The organism is Bifidobacterium pongonis (assembly GCF_019331805.1).
GTDB classification, from domain to species: Bacteria; Actinomycetota; Actinomycetes; order Actinomycetales; family Bifidobacteriaceae; genus Bifidobacterium; species Bifidobacterium pongonis.
The window spans coordinates 25,461-42,555 of sequence record NZ_JAHBBE010000022.1 but is presented as its reverse complement, the minus strand read 5'-3'; the positions used below and the strand labels follow the sequence as shown (position 1 = coordinate 42,555).

General features: G+C 58.0%; 13 protein-coding genes. 7 read left to right on the top strand and 6 right to left on the bottom strand.

The genetic code is table 11. The features are described 5' to 3' along the window. Nucleotides 1-354: hypothetical protein (locus tag KIH75_RS06630; RefSeq protein WP_219055975.1), on the top strand; the 354-nt coding region annotated here is incomplete at its 5' end. Nucleotides 355-693: 339 nt separating this feature from the next. On the opposite strand, the gene KIH75_RS06625 is transcribed toward KIH75_RS06630, so the two are convergent. Continuing rightward, nucleotides 694-2,052, bottom strand: a complete 1,359-nt coding sequence (locus KIH75_RS06625; protein WP_219055974.1) for a hypothetical protein — start codon at nt 2,050-2,052, stop codon at nt 694-696. Nucleotides 2,053-3,010: 958 nt separating this feature from the next. Here KIH75_RS06625 and KIH75_RS06620 point away from each other — a divergent pair. Continuing rightward, complete coding sequence (locus tag KIH75_RS06620; RefSeq protein WP_219055973.1) at nt 3,011-4,060, top strand: DUF4236 domain-containing protein; 1,050 nt, start codon at nt 3,011-3,013, stop codon at nt 4,058-4,060. Between the two features lie 594 nt (nt 4,061-4,654). On the opposite strand, the gene KIH75_RS06615 is transcribed toward KIH75_RS06620, so the two are convergent. Continuing rightward, nucleotides 4,655-5,017 carry a YccF domain-containing protein gene (locus KIH75_RS06615; protein WP_219055972.1) on the bottom strand — a complete coding sequence of 121 codons (363 nt, stop codon included), beginning with the start codon at nt 5,015-5,017 and terminating at the stop codon, nt 4,655-4,657. Nucleotides 5,018-5,353: 336 nt separating this feature from the next. Here KIH75_RS06615 and KIH75_RS06610 point away from each other — a divergent pair, with 336 nt between their 5' ends. The 3 genes from KIH75_RS06610 to KIH75_RS10310 all read left to right on the top strand — a co-directional run bounded on the left by KIH75_RS06610 (nt 5,354) and on the right by KIH75_RS10310 (nt 10,684). Then, a complete protein-coding gene (locus tag KIH75_RS06610) occupies nt 5,354-6,793 on the top strand; it encodes an MATE family efflux transporter (RefSeq protein WP_219055971.1) in 1,440 nt (479 codons plus the stop codon). 282 nt (nt 6,794-7,075) lie between these two features. Beyond that, entirely contained in the window at nt 7,076-8,527 is a 1,452-nt protein-coding gene (locus KIH75_RS06605; protein WP_420829185.1) for a tyrosine-protein kinase domain-containing protein, read from the top strand. Nucleotides 8,528-8,740: 213 nt separating this feature from the next. Beyond that, entirely contained in the window at nt 8,741-10,684 is a 1,944-nt protein-coding gene (locus KIH75_RS10310) for a DUF4012 domain-containing protein (protein ID WP_219055969.1), read from the top strand. Between the two features lie 128 nt (nt 10,685-10,812). On the opposite strand, the gene KIH75_RS06595 is transcribed toward KIH75_RS10310, so the two are convergent. Further along, nucleotides 10,813-11,067 (bottom strand): hypothetical protein, encoded by a 255-nt coding sequence (locus KIH75_RS06595; protein WP_219055968.1) that lies wholly within the window; start codon nt 11,065-11,067, stop codon nt 10,813-10,815. 214 nt (nt 11,068-11,281) lie between these two features. Here KIH75_RS06595 and KIH75_RS06590 point away from each other — a divergent pair, with 214 nt between their 5' ends. After that, nucleotides 11,282-11,842, top strand: coding sequence for a hypothetical protein (locus KIH75_RS06590; protein WP_219055967.1), 561 nt, complete (start codon nt 11,282-11,284; stop codon nt 11,840-11,842). Between the two features lie 334 nt (nt 11,843-12,176). Here KIH75_RS06590 and KIH75_RS06585 read toward each other — a convergent pair whose 3' ends face one another. From KIH75_RS06585 to glgB, 3 genes are all read right to left on the bottom strand, one after another. Further along, nucleotides 12,177-13,169, bottom strand: a complete 993-nt coding sequence (locus KIH75_RS06585; protein WP_420829184.1) for a sensor histidine kinase — start codon at nt 13,167-13,169, stop codon at nt 12,177-12,179. Nucleotides 13,170-13,274: 105 nt separating this feature from the next. Next, the gene (locus KIH75_RS06580; protein WP_219055965.1) at nt 13,275-14,003 is read right to left on the bottom strand and encodes a response regulator transcription factor; all 729 of its coding nucleotides are present in this window, start codon (nt 14,001-14,003) and stop codon (nt 13,275-13,277) included. A gap of 28 nt (nt 14,004-14,031) precedes the next feature. Then, nucleotides 14,032-16,290: a 1,4-alpha-glucan branching protein GlgB gene (gene glgB, locus KIH75_RS06575; RefSeq protein ID WP_219055964.1), complete on the bottom strand. Its 2,259-nt coding sequence runs from the start codon at nt 16,288-16,290 to the stop codon at nt 14,032-14,034. Nucleotides 16,291-16,435: 145 nt separating this feature from the next. Between glgB and KIH75_RS06570 the strand changes: the two genes are divergently transcribed. Continuing rightward, nucleotides 16,436-17,029: a CarD family transcriptional regulator gene (locus KIH75_RS06570; protein WP_219055963.1), complete on the top strand. Its 594-nt coding sequence runs from the start codon at nt 16,436-16,438 to the stop codon at nt 17,027-17,029. Nucleotides 17,030-17,095: the final 66 nt, after the last annotated feature.

The following is a 17,095-nucleotide window of genomic DNA, read 5'->3' as shown; positions in this document are numbered from 1 at the left end:
CGAACGAATGGTCGAACCGCCGCTACCTGGACATGTCCCGGCTCGATGACAACCTCGTGGAAGCGAACTGATCATCGCGCCATGGACGGCCATGATCCAAAGTGCGCAACTTTTCGGGCACTACCGATGTTCGATGACGGAAATCGTGCTTTGAAAACCGATGACGAAAACTTTGTCGCGCTGATTGGGAAAATCAACCAGTATGCCAAGCGAATCGATATTACTTCAGAAGCTATATGGCGTAATCCTCAGGAAGACGGAAATGCAACCAAATTTACAGTGGCCTATAGCCTTGTGCGGAAACTGAATGACGAAATTAGTCAGCTGACCAAGAGTCAAGCGTCAAACCAATAAAATTATACCGGTGGTTTCAGCTCCGACAATGTGATATTGGGTAAGTCCAGCATGCTGATATGGAGCCGAATCCAGGATTGGTCGCAGCGTCTTCGTCGTCAATTACTTTCCGTCCTATCTGCTGATTCCGACGGTTCGCGTCGTTGACGAGTTCTAGCATCGCCTCGCTTGGCTTGCGTTGGTGCCCTTCGGGGATATTGAGGTAGTGCCCGAAAACCTGAACCACACAAGAATACGGATGTTATCAGGAACCGACTTTGAACCGCATTTCCGACCGTCCAATTTGAAGAAAATCGAATCCAATGACCGGAAGCGCGGTTTTGCGTCTACGCAATCAAGCTACCAATCAAGCATTTCCGCAGTGCAGCTCTTTGAAGCCCCCAACGTCTCAAAAAGCAAGTATCTGCACCATGTCTCTAAAGTATTTACCAATTCTTGGAAGCCGAGATCATCGTACTCCTGAGCCCCATGACTTATTTTGTTACGAATATTCATAACTGCAGCGAAAGCGCTGTTCACGCCCGCCTGCTCGCGGATGATTCTTGCGACAAACGAGTTCGCGTCAAGCCTTTTTTCCACTTCTGGAACAGTTTCTTTGCATAACTTCAGAAGACCATCAGCCGTAGCGCGCATAAATGATTTCCTCGGAAAAGCTGATTCTAATAAAGAGAATTGTTCATTACTCAAGATACCCTTTTCTTCGATTATTTGCAGTATTTCCTTCCTCTCCTTCTTGTATTCCTTATCGGATTGCTTAATTTCCATCTTGTACCGTGAATTATATTCACCTTCAAGAGCTTGAATCAGAAGAAGAAATCTTGAGCGCAACAGGCCTTCCCTTTGCAACGCCAAATTCCCATATGTTCCAACGATAGGATGGCTTTGCGTCTCTTGCCATTTTAAAAGAAACGATTTCATCTCATCAAGAGAAACGCTCTTCCGAGGTTGCCGTCTTACGCCTTCGCACTCTTCTGGACCAAGTTGATTCATTATGGCCTCGCCTACAACTTGAAATCTGCAATCCGCACTGCCAATCTTTCCTCGCGCAAAAACCCAGTCAATTAACTCAATCTGATCCGCAACGAGGGAACACAGTATCTGCAACGGTCCAATCCAAGCATCCATCAAATCGGCAATCGGATATTCACGGCCAATATTCACGCTTATCGAGCTGCCAGAACATCCAGACAATATCCTGTCAATCTGTTCGATATCGCATTCGAATGCGTCAAACGTCACAGGGCACGGCTCATCATCCGTCACACGGGCAACATCATCCACACAAACGATTAACGTTTGTGCACTAATATGAACTTCAAAAACATAATTATCCATTACAGGATTTAATGCAAAAACCGTTTGATTGGTCTGAAGAAGAGTTCCTCTCAACATTTCCAGCCTCATCCCGGAGACGGTGGGGAGACCTCCCCACTCCGAATCCTGAGCACCGGGGAAAAGCTTCGCAATGCGAAACGTTTCGAAAAGATCATTCGAGATGGAAACACTACTGCGAATCCCAGTACGATCCCGAATGCTCACCTGCCCCTTGCAAGCGTGACATGTACCATCCTGCAACGGAATATACCATTCAACGTCGTAGGTACCGTTAGCAAGAAAGCTAACATTGTTATCGGCGCCAGCAGAAAAACGTTTGATTTCATCACAATATTCTTCATTCAGCTCATTCTCAATCGCCAAAGTACATTCCTCTACTAACTGCCTTACGAATACCACGCCCAGCAACGCTATCGGCAAATCCCCGCCTCATCCAAGCGCAAGATTCGCCGGCACTACTCCTGCCAGTATATGCACACCCTATTGTCGCTATCCGTCTTGGCCATCTCCAAATTCTTTCACCAAGACCGCCGACTACAACCGTTGTGGCCGTATCAAAAACTTTGACGGCAAAATAGCGCATCAGGAGTTTGCAAAACATATGGAAGATAATTACGGTATTGGAAAGCCGAGCACACTTCTAGCCAAATCAGAAGCCGTACGTAAGTGTCGAAGAAAAGTGATATTTGCAGCATTGCGCTGACTTGGGGGTTGTGAATGAAACCCAGACGAAAGTGCAACCATACGCAGGAAGTGTGAGGCGTGCTTGATGCGGACCGCATTGCGCTCAACATGCACGACGAAACGAAAAACCGCATTCGACTACGCCGAAGAAGCTGAGTCTTGCCTGTATTTTGCCCCTTGAAATGAAAATTCAAGGCTGGAAGTTGGTGCTCGTATTGCATACAAGGTCGAACCAGCCGAGGCGAACCCGGAGAAGAACCAGTAACACGTCACATATGCTATCTGCGATAGATGTGGTTTCGTCTGCCGTTGTGGACGCGCCTAATTGGTGGTGAAAGAAATGGCTGATGTATCATGGCAACCAACAGCAGCTCCCTAGGCCTCCTAACAGTGCCCAACCCTGGGAGCTCTTTTCGTAGCACCCAGAGAGCGGAACGCATGGAACACAAGATGCTGCATATCGGAACGGAATAATGCATTCTTTGCGCTGGAAGTAAGAGCTCTGAGGCTAGTATGCAATTGCTATGAACGTCATGTGTGGACTCGGCTTTCAACCGATTTGGACGGTTCTTACCTAGGCCAGCCCTCGTCTCCCCGTATAATCGACTGTGAGAGATGGTAGTCAAAGGAGAGTTCCATGGGGTTTCGAGTTCGTAAGAGCATCAGCCTGGGCAAGGGTGTGCGCATTAATCTCGGCAAGGACGGCGTGAGCAGTGTATCGTTCGGCAAACGCGGCGCGCCGCATGTCACCGTTGGCAAGCGGGGGACGTATGTGGGTGCCAGCATTCCGGGAACCGGCATCAGCTACAGCCATAAGATTTCCGACAACAAACACGCTAAAACATCCTCGTCCGGATCCTCGGCGAAATCCCACGGAAAGCATTCAGCCGAGCCGATGTACGCTGTGACGTCCGAGGAGCAAATACCTATCGTGCCGACCTCCGAAACGTATAGAGGATCGCACCAGACCAATGCGTCTGCCGCTTCTGAACCATCCTCGTCCACCGGGCCGTCCAACGGGGGAGCGGGCAAGCCTCCGGTGAATACCTCCCAAGGCGGTCGCACATCATCTGGCAAGCAACCAGGAAAATGGAAGCGGCGGATCACGCTTGTCATCGTCGCGCTCATCGCTTTCTGCATCGGCTCTATCACGGTCGATCCCACTGCGAGCACCCAATACCACGACCTGCAGCTGCAGCTGACCGAACAGCAGCGGCAGAACGATACGCTGAAAAAGCAGATCAACGATCTTGACCAGCAGCTTGAAGACATCCAGAATCTGAAGAACCAGCTCGACCAGCAGAAGACCGAGCAGGATAAACGGCAGCAGGAACAGGACGAACGCCAATCCCAGCTCGACGCTCGCGAGAAGAACATCGCCCAACGAGAGGAAGCCAAGAAGCAAGCCCAAGAACAGGCAGTCCAAGCCGCGCAGAAAGCCCAAGCCGAGCAACAGGCCCAAGTCGAAGCCCAGGCCCAGGCTCAAGCTCAAGCCGCGCAGCAGGCACAGGCGCAAGCCCAGCAGGCTCAGCCCCAAGCGCCCCAGCAGAATCAAGCAGTTTCATCAGGACTGGCGCACGGTGGTGCATTCTGTTCCCCTGCGGGCGCAACGGCCCAGTCAGACAGGAGCTCGTCGATCCTCACCTGCCGTACCGCCTCCGACGGCCGCCTGCGTTGGATGCGTTAGCCCAACAAAAGTGCATGGGCGTGACGAAAAGTGCAGCGGCTGCGCTAAAAATGGTGCAAACCATGTGTATTTGCCGGGCACTGGCGTATCTCACTCTGGTGTTCCCCGTGGATTGCGCCATCGAAATCGCGGTGGTGAATGGGGACGTCGTAGACCGGGAGAAAAGTCTCCGCAAGGATGCCCACCCGGCTTATTTATGGCAGATTCGAAGAGTTGGTTTTTACTAGGTGGCTTATATATGGCACCCTTTCCTCGATATCCCGAGTATGAGCTGCGGAATTCCAACGGTCATACTCGGGGTTTTCCGTTTTTGGTGCCATATATAAGCGAAGTAGCATTTCCGAACTGTCGAAATCTGCCATACATAAGCGAAGTAGGGTCCCTACGTCGGAAAAACGGCAAAACAGCAGCAAAAACCGGCGCCGATCAGCCTCCGAAAACACAGGGGAGAGCCAATCAGTGCCGGTCATACACACAAAGTGCCGTCATAATGCCATCATGGGCGCATATCAACGGAGTTCAACAGTGCTCAGCGGAGCACAATGGAATGCAACGGAGTTCGGCGGAACGAAATGTGCTCAGGAACGCCAAACATCACCCGCGGATCTGCGAACCAAACGGCCACAAAGCCAGCTTGGCCATCTTGAACGACTGAATGCCGAACGGAATGCCAATAATGGTGATGCAATTCAGTAGTCCGGCACCTACATAGCCAATCGCCATCCACACACCGGCCAGCACGAACCAGATGATGTTCAGCAGCACGGATCCCACGCCGCCGCCGTACTCCACGGTCTTGCCGAACGGGGTCAACGTCAGTCCCGCCATCTTGAACGCCTGCATACCCAGCGGAATGCCCACAATGGTGATGCACAGCACCAGTCCGATAACCGCCCAACTGGCGGCGAGCAACAGTCCGCCCAAAATCAGCCACAGAATATTACCAAGAAGTCTCATGATGCCATCCTAACGAGTGCTAAGGAATGCGAGAGCGAGGCTGCAGCATAGGGGGTAATCGCTGCCTCGGGTAAAGGCTGCAAATACAAGGAAGGACAGTGAACCAACCCATTCGACATGCTTGGGCAACGGGGGTATGGAAGAAAAGCGAGAGAGGAACAAATGGGAATAAAGGAAGGCCGGGAAAGGGCAAGCGGGGGAGCGGAGCCGGTCTCCCCGGCCTCCTGTCAAACACTCCACCGAACCCTCCCAGCAACCCCTTACCAACGCCCGCCAACCCTAACGTCAATTCCTCGAACAAATGTCCCCCTTGCAGATGTACCCTCTACAGCTGTTATGGATAATGAACTCTTCGAGAAGACGCCGATCCCGCGCGCGTATATGACCCTGGCCATTCCCGTCGTACTCAGCATGATGGTCACGCTCGTCTACAACACGGTGGACACCTATTTCATCGCGCACACCGGCAACACGAACATGGTCGCCGGAGTAGCCATCGCAACCCCGGTCTTCACCGTCATGATCGCCCTCGGTGACATTTTCGGCTTGGGCGGCAGCTCCGTCATTTCGCGCCTCTACGGCCAAGGGCGCTACGATGATGGCCGTCGACTCAGCGTATTCTGCTTCTGGGGAGCCGTGCTCACCGGCATTCTCGTCATCATATTGGGCCTCGCATTCCATGACCCGATCCTGCGTATGCTTGGCGCAGATGACTCCACTTGGCGGTACGCTTCGCAGTTCTATTCGCTGATCATTCTCGGCTCGCCCTTCATCATCGTGTCGATGACCCCGACCAATCTTCTGCGCACCGAAGGATTCGCCGGTCCCTCCGCGATCGGCTCCGTTGCGGGAACCGTCATCAATATCTGCCTCAACCCGCTGTTCATCCACGTGTTCGGCTGGGGTGCGGCCGGTTCCGCGGGCGCCACCGTCATCGCCAACATTTGCACCGACGCCTACTACGTGTGGTTCCTCATCAAGCGCAGCCGCAACCTTTCGCTCGATCCGCGCCTCATGATTGTCAGCTCCGGTGCGGTCGACGTGTCCAGAACCGGCGAACCTCGCAAGCCCGGCGAATCCCGCAACCCCCGCAAACTCGCCCTCACCCGCCGCGAGGCGGCCGACATCCTCGCCATCGGCATCCCCGCATCCATCACCAATCTCATGCAAAGCCTCGGCATCATCATGGTCAACCTGTGCCTCCTCTCATACGGCACCGACGCGGTCGCCGCCATGGGTATCGCGCTGAAGATCGTCATGATCGCCGTCATGATCCTCGTGGCATTCGCTTTCGGTGGCCAGCCGCTCATCGGCTACAACTATGGCGCGGGCAACATGCAGCGTCTCAAAGACCTCCTCAAATTCGCCTACAGCTTCCTCAGCCTGCTCGCCCTCGCCATGACCGCCCTGCTCATCGCCTTCGCGCACCCTCTTATGGGCTTCTTCACCACTGACCCCCACGTCGTCGAACTTGGCTCCGGCATGCTTCGCGTCCAACTCCTCAGCACCGTATGCGTGGCGATCGTGCTCGTCACCACCTGCACATTCCAGTCGGCGGGCAAAGCCGTCGGCGCGCTGTTGCTGTCGATCAGCAGACAGGGTGTCATGCTCGCCATCACACTGTTCGTGGGCAAAGCCATCGCCGGGTACCATGGCGTGATCGCGGCCCAGGCGGTGGCCGACCTGCTCACCGCCGTTCTTGCGGTGGTGCTCTTCGTGGTGCTCCTGCCGGAAGCTCGAGGGCGTGCGCGGAATATCCGAAAGGGGAGGGAATAGCGCTTTCCCAAAGCGCTGAAACCGGCTCGAACCTCTTGTGTCAATTGCGATTGAGCGCTTAACTATACAGAGGTTCACCCTTATACCCCCTAGTAATCTGCACCTAGCCGTAAACTGCCAGTGATTGAGACATTCAGACAGGAGAGAAGCGTGGCTGAAGAGCAAGCTCAGCAGAATATTCTTATCCCCGAAAATCGCGTTCTTATCCCGGAAACCCGCGTCGAAACGGTCCCGCAGAACGTGGTTCTCGCCGAAAGACAGGAATCGGATTCGGACGAGGGTCTGACCCTCATGGACCTGGCACGCATCGTCGGTAAACATTTGTTTACGGCGGTGATGGTGTTCGTGCTCGTGGTCGCGGGGGTGGCCGCGTTCACGTTCACCGCGCAGAAGAAGTACACCGCCACCGCGCAGCTGTTCGCCAGCTACAACAACACGAACGTCGATGCGCTCGACAACACCGTCAGCAGCCAAAGCACCGCCGGCACCTACATCGCCACGCAGCTCAAGAGCTACCCGAACCTCATCAAAACCGAGGCCGTGCTGCAGCCCGTGGTCAACGCCATCAACGACGATTCCCTCACCACCGACGATCTCGCGGACATGGTGACGGCATCGAACCCCACCGATACCTACATGCTGAACGTCTCCGTTGAAGCGACCGACCCGCAGCTCGCCGCCCAGCTTGCCAACGAGATCTCGCAGTCCCTGTCGAAGGTGGTGTCCTCCGAACTGTACGCTTCGGGCAAGCGTTCCATGGTGAAGCTGTCCGTGGTGCAGAAAGCCAAGACCCCGGAGTCCGAAAGCTACCCGAACAAGAAGCTCAACATCGCCGTGGGCGTGGTGGCCGGTCTGGTGCTCGGTATTTTCGCAGCGCTCCTGCGTGATGTGCTCTCCCGTAAGCTTCAGGACATTGCGGATCTGCAGGCCGTCGATGCGAAGGGCAGCATCGCCGGTGTTATCCCGAAGGACGAAGCGCTGCAAGGCACCAAGCCGATCATCGTCGCCAAGCCCAGCAGCCCGCTGGCCGAGGAATTCAGGCGCATCCGCACCAACCTCTCCTTCGTCACCTCCAAGGACGGCGACAAGGGCCGTCTGATCGTGATCACCTCGTCCATGCCGTCCGAAGGCAAGACCACCGTGTCATGCAACCTGGCGGCTGCGCTGGCGGAAAACGGCGCTTCCGTGCTGCTCATCGACGCCGATCTGCGCCACCCGTCCGTGGCCAAGCGCCTCGGTCTCGAAGGCAACGTCGGTCTCGCTCACGTGCTGAGCAACCAGGCCAGCGTCAAGGACGTGGTGCAGCGCTACTGGAAGCCGAACCTGCACATCATGCCGGCCGGTCCGCGCATTCAGAACGCTTCCGTGCTGCTCAACTCGCGCGTGATGCGCGAACTCGTGCATCAGGCGGTGCAGCAGTACGACTATGTGATCATCGACACCACGCCTATGTCCGTGGCGAACGATGCCGCGGTGTTCGGTCAGATGGGCAATGGCGTGGTCATGATCTCCGCCAAGAACGTGACCTTCAAGCGTGTGCTGCGCGGGGCCGTGAACGAACTGCGCGAGCTCGACGTGCCGCTGCTCGGCTACGTGTTCAGCTTTGCCGACGAGAAGCGCGGCCGCAGCTATGGTGGCTCCTACTACTATTACGGCTCCTATTACCGTGAAAACTATGGCAAAGAGGACAAGGAGCACGGCAAGCCCAAGAAGCGCCGCAAGCGTTCCAAGTGACGTGCCGCCGGTGCCCGCGGTGACGGTTCGCCCGTGGTGGCGGTCGTTCCGGGAAAGGTCGTTCCAATAAAGGTCGTCTCACCTCCTGACGGAGGTGGACGGCCTTTTTGTATGGGGTCCGCGCACTGAGTAAGAAGAGCACGCCGGGCAAGAAGAGTGCGGAAAGAAACGGGTCGGAGCAGGAGAGGCGCCCCTTGCTGTTACAGTGGCGGCGTGGCAGAGTTTGAAGAGATGAACGTCGGGCAGTCCGGCGATATGGAGAGCGCGAATAATCGCCATGGATTCGATGAAGCGGCTGAAGCCGCTGAAGGTGCCGAATCTGCCGACAGAGAGCAATCCAGAGGCAAGCGTCGCCGTGACCACCGTCGCCATCACAGCCGGTGGCATGTGCGAGAAATCGTGCTGTTGCTTACGGCCATTATCCTGTCCGCGATCATCCTCATCAGCGTCTATTTCGTCATCTCCACGGCCGTCGTGGCCAAGGAAGTCAAAGCCGCGGCCAATACGGTCACTTCGCTAAGCGGCATAAGCCTTACCGACGAATCCTCCGCGGCGAAACTGTCCAGCACGGCGAACGAGCTCGACAAGCACGTCGGCATCGCCTATGCGAATACCAGCAATCCCATCTGGCACATGATGAGCGGCGTGCCGCTGTATGGCGGCAACGTCAAAGCCATCTGCACCACGGTTGACACGTTGCACGACATTTCGCATGAAGCGCTGCCGCTGATGGTCGACGCGGTTGACGGCATCGACATGAATCAGATCGGCATCAAGGACTCCAGCATTTCGCTGCCGGGCGTGAAGGAAGCATCCGTCAAACTTGCCAAGGCGAATACGATCGTGCAGCAGGCCAACGCCAAATTCCAGTCCATCGACGGCGTGACGATCCGTATCCTGAGCAATGAGCTCACGCCCGCGCAGAAGAAACTCGACAAGGTCGCACAGTCCACCGACAGCCTGTCGAAGGCCATGCAGCTGCTGCCCTCCATGCTCGGCCTCGACAATCCGAACGAAAGCCGCACCTATCTGATTCTCGCCCAGGGCAACGCGGAGCTGCGAGCCACCGGCGGCGTCTCCGGCTCCTGGGGAACCGCCACCGTGGCGAACGGCAAGATCACACTCAACGACTTCGTCTCCGAAGGTGAGCTGGCGGTATTCGATTCCCCGGTCACGCAACTGACCGATGACGAGCTTGCCCTATACGGCTACAAAATGGGCAGCAAACCGCAGGACGTGAACTTCACGCCGGACTTCCGCCGCACCGGCACCATCGCCAAAACCATGTGGGAGCAGCGTTTCGGCCAGCACATCGACGGCGTGATCAGCATTGACCCGGTGTTCCTGCAGAAGGTGATGGCCGTGGTCGGCTCCGTCCAAGTAACGTACAACGACTATTCGCCGGTGCTTGACGGGCAGAGCGTGGCGCGTGTGCTGCTGAATGAGGTGTATGCGGCGCTTCCCGATTCGAACGACCAGGATGCGTTCTTCTCGCTCGCCGCGAAAACCGTATTCGATCACATGCTGCACATCGACGGCGGCCAGTCCGCCAGCCTGATCAAGCAGTTGACCGAAGCAGTGCAGAACGGGCACGTATACGTGTGGAGCGCGAACGGTGACGAGCAGGCATTGCTCGATGATTCCGCGGTCGGCGGCGCCCTGGTCACCGCGAAATCCGGCAACTACATGGGCGGCAGCACACCGAAGCAGGTCATCGGCGTGTACTTCAACGATGCCATGGGTTCGAAGATGGACTGGTATCTGGAACGCAAGGTGACGGACAGCATCGTCAGAACCTACGCGAACGGCAGTGAACAGCATGAAATCACGATCAGCCTGCGCAACACCCTGGCCAAAGACGACGTAAGCAAGGTTCCGAGCTACGTCATCGGTTCGCTGGAAAACGGCGCGCAGGTGGGTGATATCCAGCTCATTAACTACCTGTATGCGCCAGCCGGTGGTTCCATACCGCAATACGAGGCCGGGCCGAACAGTGAGAAGGGCGACAACTACAACCTGCACGACGGGTTGACGGTGATTTCCAAACAGGTGAACCTCAAGCCGGGCGAAAGCTACGAGATCAAGGCCACCGTCTACACCGCGCCCGGCTCGCTGCCGGGGGAGACGGCGCTGCGCCAGACGCCGCTCGTCCAGTAAACGGTCAGGTCCCGCGCCAGTGCGGCGACTATGGGCGGAACTGGGGAGCGAAATGAAATGCGGATGGGCTCGGCCGATTGTGGGAATCGGTCGAGCCCATCCGCATTCTCACACTGTGCCGCAACGCCTTACTGCAACGACTGCAACGCGAAAATGACACCTGCGCCACAGATGCATACGATCATCAGCAGAATCATGTCCAACTTGAACAGGAAGCGTTCGCGGCGGTGGCGATGATGAATCTTCCGCATATGCTCCGCGCTCATACGCCTATGGCCAGTGCGGGACTGCGGCGTCTCCACCTGAATCACGGGCGTGGCTTCATTGATCTCATGAATGTCGATTGCAATGTTTTCCCCGGATTGCTGCTGATCCTCTGCCACCGTGGTCGTTCCTCCGATTTCGATGCCTCTTCGACGCTTTCGTGCATTCCGAACATAGCGTAACCCGGTGGGCTGCGCATTGATATACGCGGAATATACACGCGAATGGATGTTTAAGGGATATGCTAGCGTGACCCGTTGAGGACGGTACTACACTCTAGTATTGCCAAAGGATCTGCATACGCGACGAGCGCATGCGGGAAGGAAACTTAAGATGAAGAAGATCTCCGCTGTTTTCGCAGCTATCGCGACGCTGCTGATGTCGGTGTTCGCCTTGGCCCCGTCCGCGCTTGCAGATGACTACTCTGCAACCGTGAACGCCAAGCCGAATACTGACGGCACTGCGACCATCACCGTCACCCTCGACGACGCGACCTACAACGCGGGTTACCACTTCGTCGGCCTGACCGTCGACGATTCCCAGGTCAGCGGTGTCACCGCTGCCGCCGAGAAGACCTACGGTTGGTGGGAAGCTAGCGCCGACGCTCCGCACGCTGTCAGCATCAAGCTGACCACCCTCAACTGCAAGGACGCCAAGGTGAACGTGCTGGCTTCCAAGACCGCTGATGGCGAAAACGCCATCACCGTTGGTTCCCAGACCGTGAACTTCCCGGCCACCTGCTCCGTGAATGGTAACACCGGCACTGCTGCCGCCGCAGGCAGCACCTCCGGCACCGCCCAGACCGGCGCTTCCGTGCTGCCCTACGTTGCAGCCGTCGCCCTCTTGGCCGTTGCCGGCGTCGCTTTCCTTGCCCTGCGCAAGAAGAGCCGCTGAGCCGTTCCGCTTCACTGCATCAGGGACTTCCCTCACGGGAAGTCCCTTTTTGTTTGTTTAAGGCGTCTAGACGCTGATGGGTTAAGAGTAGGAAAGCCCGAGTTTGGGAGCGTAGGAGATTGCCCGGCATATTTCGTTGGATGGCGTATATGTATGGCGTATACGGCGGTATGCGTATGCATGGGCGGGCAAACCATGGGCTATGCGGGATCCCGGGTACACACCGGTCCATGCGGATTTTGGATATGCGAAAGGGCTGGCCCGCAAGCCAGCCCTTATATCGGATTGCATAACGGAGCGTACAACGGATTGCACGGCACGCCGGCCGTGAGCGCTACTCGTTATCCTCGATGTGGTACTTGGGCAGCACGATCTCGAAATTGGCGCCGCGCGAATCATCCACCACGCGCACCGTGCCGCCGTGCAGCTGCGCGGCCCAGCGTGCGATGGACAGGCCGAGCCCGGTGCCGCCCGACTCGGTTCCCGGGCCATTCTTGCCCTTGACGAAACGGCGGAAGATATCCGAACGCGATTCCACCGGGATCTGCGAACCGAAGTTCACCACATTGGTCACCACGGTGCCGTGCGGAATATCCTCATAGGCTTCGACGAGCACGTTCGTGCCGTCGGGGGAGTGCTTCAGCGCATTGCCGATGATGTTCGTGAACAGCTGGCGCAGACGGTCCTGATCGCCTTCGATCATGATGCCGTCCGGCACGTTCAGTTCGATCGTGTGCGCGTGGCCGCCATCCGCGATCTCCAACGGTTCGATGGTGTCGTCCAGGAACTCGGCGAAATTGAAGCGTTCGATGTCCAGGCTGGCCGCGCCCGCCTCCATGCGGCTCAGGTCCAGCAGGAACGTGATCAGGTCGCTCAGGCGGCGCGTCTGATTGAGGATGCTCTCCAGATTCGCGGGCGTCGGCTCGATCACGCCATCGGCCATGTTCTCCACCTGCGCCTGCAGCGCGGAAACCGGCGTGCGCAGCTCATGGCTCACATTGGCGACCATATCCCTGCGCATCTTATCCGCATGCTGCAATTCGGTGGCCATCTCGTTGAAGGAACGGGCGAGCTGCTCCACCTCGTCATGGCTGGAATCGTCGATTGGCACGCGCACACTGTAGTCGCCGTCGGCCATCGCCTCGGCCACGTCGCGCAACTGGCGCAGGCGTGCCGTCAGGCCGCGGGAGAACGTGTAGGTGAACCCCAGCGCCACCACCAGCGTGATGGGCATGGCAATCCACCAGCTCAGATCGATTTTGAGTAGGATCCAGCACATCAGGAACGCGATCGCCGTGGCGATCACGATCAGGGCGCTGAGCTCCATTTTGAGGGAACGAAGGAACAAGATAGGGCGCACGCCTGTACGACGTGCGCCCTGGAAGCGCGGTTTACGCTGCTTGATAGTCATCAACAACCTTGGGTAGAAGCCTTATTCACCGTCGGATGGCGGTTCAAAGGCATATCCTACGCCGTGCACCGTGCGAATCATGTCAGGACCGAGCTTGTGTCGCAACGCCTTGACATGGCTGTCCACGGTACGGGTGCCGGAAGCATCCACCCAATCCCACACCTCTTCGAGAAGCTTCTCGCGGGTGAGCACCGACTTCGGCTTGCGTGCGAGGGTCGCCAACAGGTCGAATTCGGTGGGCGTCAGATGCACGTCGTTGCCGTCGAGGCTGACGGTGCGCTGCGCCGGGTCGATGATCAGGGAACCGAAGTCGAGGATCTTCTCGTTCTCCGCGTTCTTGGCGATGACCTTCGCACGATCCACGCGCCTGAGCAGCGCCTTGCAACGGGCGATGAGTTCGCGCATGGAGAACGGCTTGGTCATATAGTCGTCGGCTCCCGCACCGAGGCCGATGACCTTATCGGCCTCGTCATCGCGTGCGGTGAGGATGAGCACCGGCACCGGACGGTCGGCCACGATGCGCTTCGTGGCCTCAAGACCGTCCATTACCGGCAGCATGATGTCCATGATGACCAAATCCGGTCTCAGCTGGGCCGCCGCCTGAACGGCGCTCGCCCCGTCTCCGGCAACGCGTGCGGACCAACCTTCGGCGGTGATGCGCTGAGCGATGGCGGTGGCCAGCGTCGGTTCATCTTCGACGACCAGCACGGTGCGGGGCTGAGCCTGCTGTTGTGCTGTTGAGTTGAGCATTTCGTTAGCTGCCTTTCAGCTGGATATATCAGTTTTCCGGCTTCAAGAATACCGCAGCAAGCGCAGGAACGGTGATTCGTGCGGAAGCGGGGCGGGAATGGTATTCGCCCGCGTCCGCCTCGAACGTGCCGTTTGAAATGCCGGAGCCGCCGTACACGGTGGAATCCGTGGTGAGCACTTCCTTCCAACGTCCGCCGTGGGGGAGGGCGACCTGGTAGTCGGACCATGCCTCGCCGGAGAAGTTCACCACCACGACGCATTCCTCGCCCTTCGTGCCGATGCGCACGAAGCTCAGGGTGTTATGGTCGGCGTCGTCGCTGGTGAGCCACTGGAAGCCGTCGGGGGTGAAGTCCTGGCTCCAGATGGCCGGCGTTTCCTTATACAGCTTGTTCAGGTCGGCCACAAGGCGCTGCACGCCCGTATGCTCCTGCCAGTTCAGGCAATCCCAGTCGATGGAGTTGTCGTGATCCCATTCGCCCCACTGCGCGAGCTCATTGCCCATGAAGGTGAGCTTCTTGCCCGGGTGCGCCCACTGGTAGGCGAACAGGGCGCGCACGCCGGCGTACTTCTGCCAGTTGTCGCCCGGCATCTTGCCGAACAGGGAGCCCTTGCCGTACACGACCTCGTCGTGGCTGATCGGCAGCACGTAACGCTCGGAGTAGGCGTACACCATGGAGAAGGTGATCTCATCGTGGTGCCACTTGCGGTTGATCGGCGTCTCATGCAGGTACTGGAGCGTATCGTGCATCCAGCCCATGTTCCACTTGAGGCCGAAGCCCACGCCGCCGGCATCGGTCGGGGCGGTGATGCCCGGGTAGGCAGTGGATTCCTCGGCGATCATCATGATGCCGGGGTTGTTCTTGTACGCGGTGGCGTTGGCTTCCTTGAGGAAGTCGATGGCCTCCAGGTTCTCGCGGCCGCCGTAGATGTTCGGATGCCACTGGCCGGGTTCGCGGCTGTAGTCGAGGTAGAGCATGGAGCTCACGGCGTCGACGCGCAGGCCGTCCATGTGGTATTCGTCCAGCCAGAAGCCGGCGTCGGCGACCAGGAAGTTACGCACTTCGTGCCTGCCGAAGTTGAAGATGTAGGTGCCCCAGTCCGGGTGTTCGCCGCGGGTCGGATCCGGATCCTCGTACAGCGGGGTGCCATCGAATCGGCCAAGAGCGAAATCGTCCTTCGGGAAGTGCGCGGGGACCCAGTCCATGATGACGCCGATGCCGGCCTCATGCAGCTTCTCGACCAGGTACTTGAAGTCGTCCGGGCCACCCAGTCGGGAGTCGACCGCGTAGTAGCCGGTGACCTGATAGCCCCAAGAACCGGTGAACGGGTATTCGGCCAACGGCATGAACTCGACGTGAGTGAAGCCCATCTTCTGCACGTAGGGCACGAGCTTGTCGGCGAGTTCGCGGTAGTTGTTCACGTCCTTGCGCCAGCTCAGCGCGTTGAGCTCGTAGATCGCCACAGGGCCGTCATGCGGATCGGTGGCGGCGCGGCGGGCCATCCACTCCTCGTCATGCCATTCATGCTTGGAATCCACCACGATCGAGCCGGTCGCCGGCGGAATCTCGTGCGAACGCTCCATGGGGTCGGCCTTGTCGGTCCACTCCCAGTTGGCGTTGAGGATCTGGTACTTGTACACGTCGCCGGCCTTGGCGCCAGGGACGAACAGTTCCCACACGCCGGAGGAGCCGAGCGCGCGCATCGCATGGCAGCGGCCATCCCATCCGTTGAAGCTGCCGATCACACGCACGGCGTGCGCGTTCGGCGCCCACACGGCGAAGGAGACGCCCGTGACCTTCTCGCCCGGCGTGCCGTCCACGCCGCCCATCGGATCCTCGTATTCGCGCACATGCGCGCCCAAGGCGTCCCACAGGCGCTCGTGACGTCCCTCGCCGAACAGGTACATGTCCATCTCGCCGACGGTCGGCAGATAGCGGTACGGATCGTCCTGAACCGTTGCGGGAACGCCGTCATACTCGACCTTCACACGGTAATCCGGCACGGAATACCCGCCGTCCTCGTTGACGGAGGAGGGGATGACCGCGACGAACACGCCGTTGAACTCGTGGGTCGCCGCGTATTCGCCGGCTTGCGTGACGATGGTGACCGTCTTCGCAAACGGGCGCAAAACGCGGATTGTGGTGTACTCGGCATTCTCGCCTTCGGCGAGGTGACCGCCCAAGATGGCGTGGGGGTTGTAGAAAGCGGCGTTGCTTACCTGATCAAGGTCGCCCTGGTTGACCGGGACGGCAACGATATCGTCATTGATGTTCGTATTAATGCTCATGCTCATTAGTGTACGGCCTTAACGCTTGAAAATGGAACATTTGGCGCGTCGTAGTGCAATTTTTCCGAACTTTCTTGCAAGTCCAGCGGCTATGGCATACTCATTCAGGTTTTTGTGTGTCCGCTCAAGCTCAATCGGAGGTTTCATGGGATACAAGGTCGGCGATATGGTCGTCTATCCGCGTCACGGCGCGGCAAGGGTTGAGGCCATCACCGAGCGGACGGTACGAGGGGTAACCCGCGAATATCTGGAGCTGTCGGTGCTTTCCTCCGACGGTCTGGTTATCAATGTTCCGGTGGATAATGCCAAGAAGGTCGGCGTGCGTGACATCGTCGACGCCAACGAGGTGGCCAAGGTGTTCGAGATCCTTCGCACCCCGATCATCGAGAAGGAAATGAACTGGTCCCGACGCTACAAGCTGAACGTCGAGAAGATCGCGACCGGCGACGTGAACAACATCGCCGAAGTGGTGCGCGATCTGGCGCAGCGCGACGTGGACGAGCATGGCCTGTCCGCGGGCGAGAAGCGCATGCTCACCAAGGCCCGTTCCATCCTCACCTCGGAGATCGCGCTGAGTGAGAAGATCGAGGAGAGCGAGGCCCAGCGTCTGCTCGACGTGAACCTGGGCTACCAGCCCGCGCAGCCGGGCGACGAGAAGCACCACACCGAGGAGCCGGAGGAGGCCGCGAAGGACACTCTGGCCCGCGTGGAGGCTTCGAAGAAGTCGAAGAAGAAGTGAGCGCACGCCACGGTGCCACGGGTGCCGTGGAAGCGTTGCGAAGAGGGAAGGAAGCGCCTATGGCGG

Excerpts from the sequence above, each read along its gene's own strand:
- KIH75_RS06585 (WP_420829184.1), bottom strand. The coding sequence starts at position 13,169 with ATGGAGCTCAGCGCCCTGATCGTGATCGCCACGGCGATCGCGTTCCTG.
- KIH75_RS06610 (WP_219055971.1), top strand. The coding sequence starts at position 5,354 with ATGGATAATGAACTCTTCGAGAAGACGCCGATCCCGCGCGCGTATATG.
- KIH75_RS06590 (WP_219055967.1), top strand. The coding sequence starts at position 11,282 with ATGAAGAAGATCTCCGCTGTTTTCGCAGCTATCGCGACGCTGCTGATG.
- KIH75_RS06580 (WP_219055965.1), bottom strand. The coding sequence starts at position 14,003 with ATGCTCAACTCAACAGCACAACAGCAGGCTCAGCCCCGCACCGTGCTG.
- KIH75_RS06620 (WP_219055973.1), top strand. The coding sequence starts at position 3,011 with ATGGGGTTTCGAGTTCGTAAGAGCATCAGCCTGGGCAAGGGTGTGCGC.
- glgB (WP_219055964.1), bottom strand. The coding sequence starts at position 16,290 with ATGAGCATTAATACGAACATCAATGACGATATCGTTGCCGTCCCGGTC.
- KIH75_RS06615 (WP_219055972.1), bottom strand. The coding sequence starts at position 5,017 with ATGAGACTTCTTGGTAATATTCTGTGGCTGATTTTGGGCGGACTGTTG.
- KIH75_RS06570 (WP_219055963.1), top strand. The coding sequence starts at position 16,436 with ATGGGATACAAGGTCGGCGATATGGTCGTCTATCCGCGTCACGGCGCG.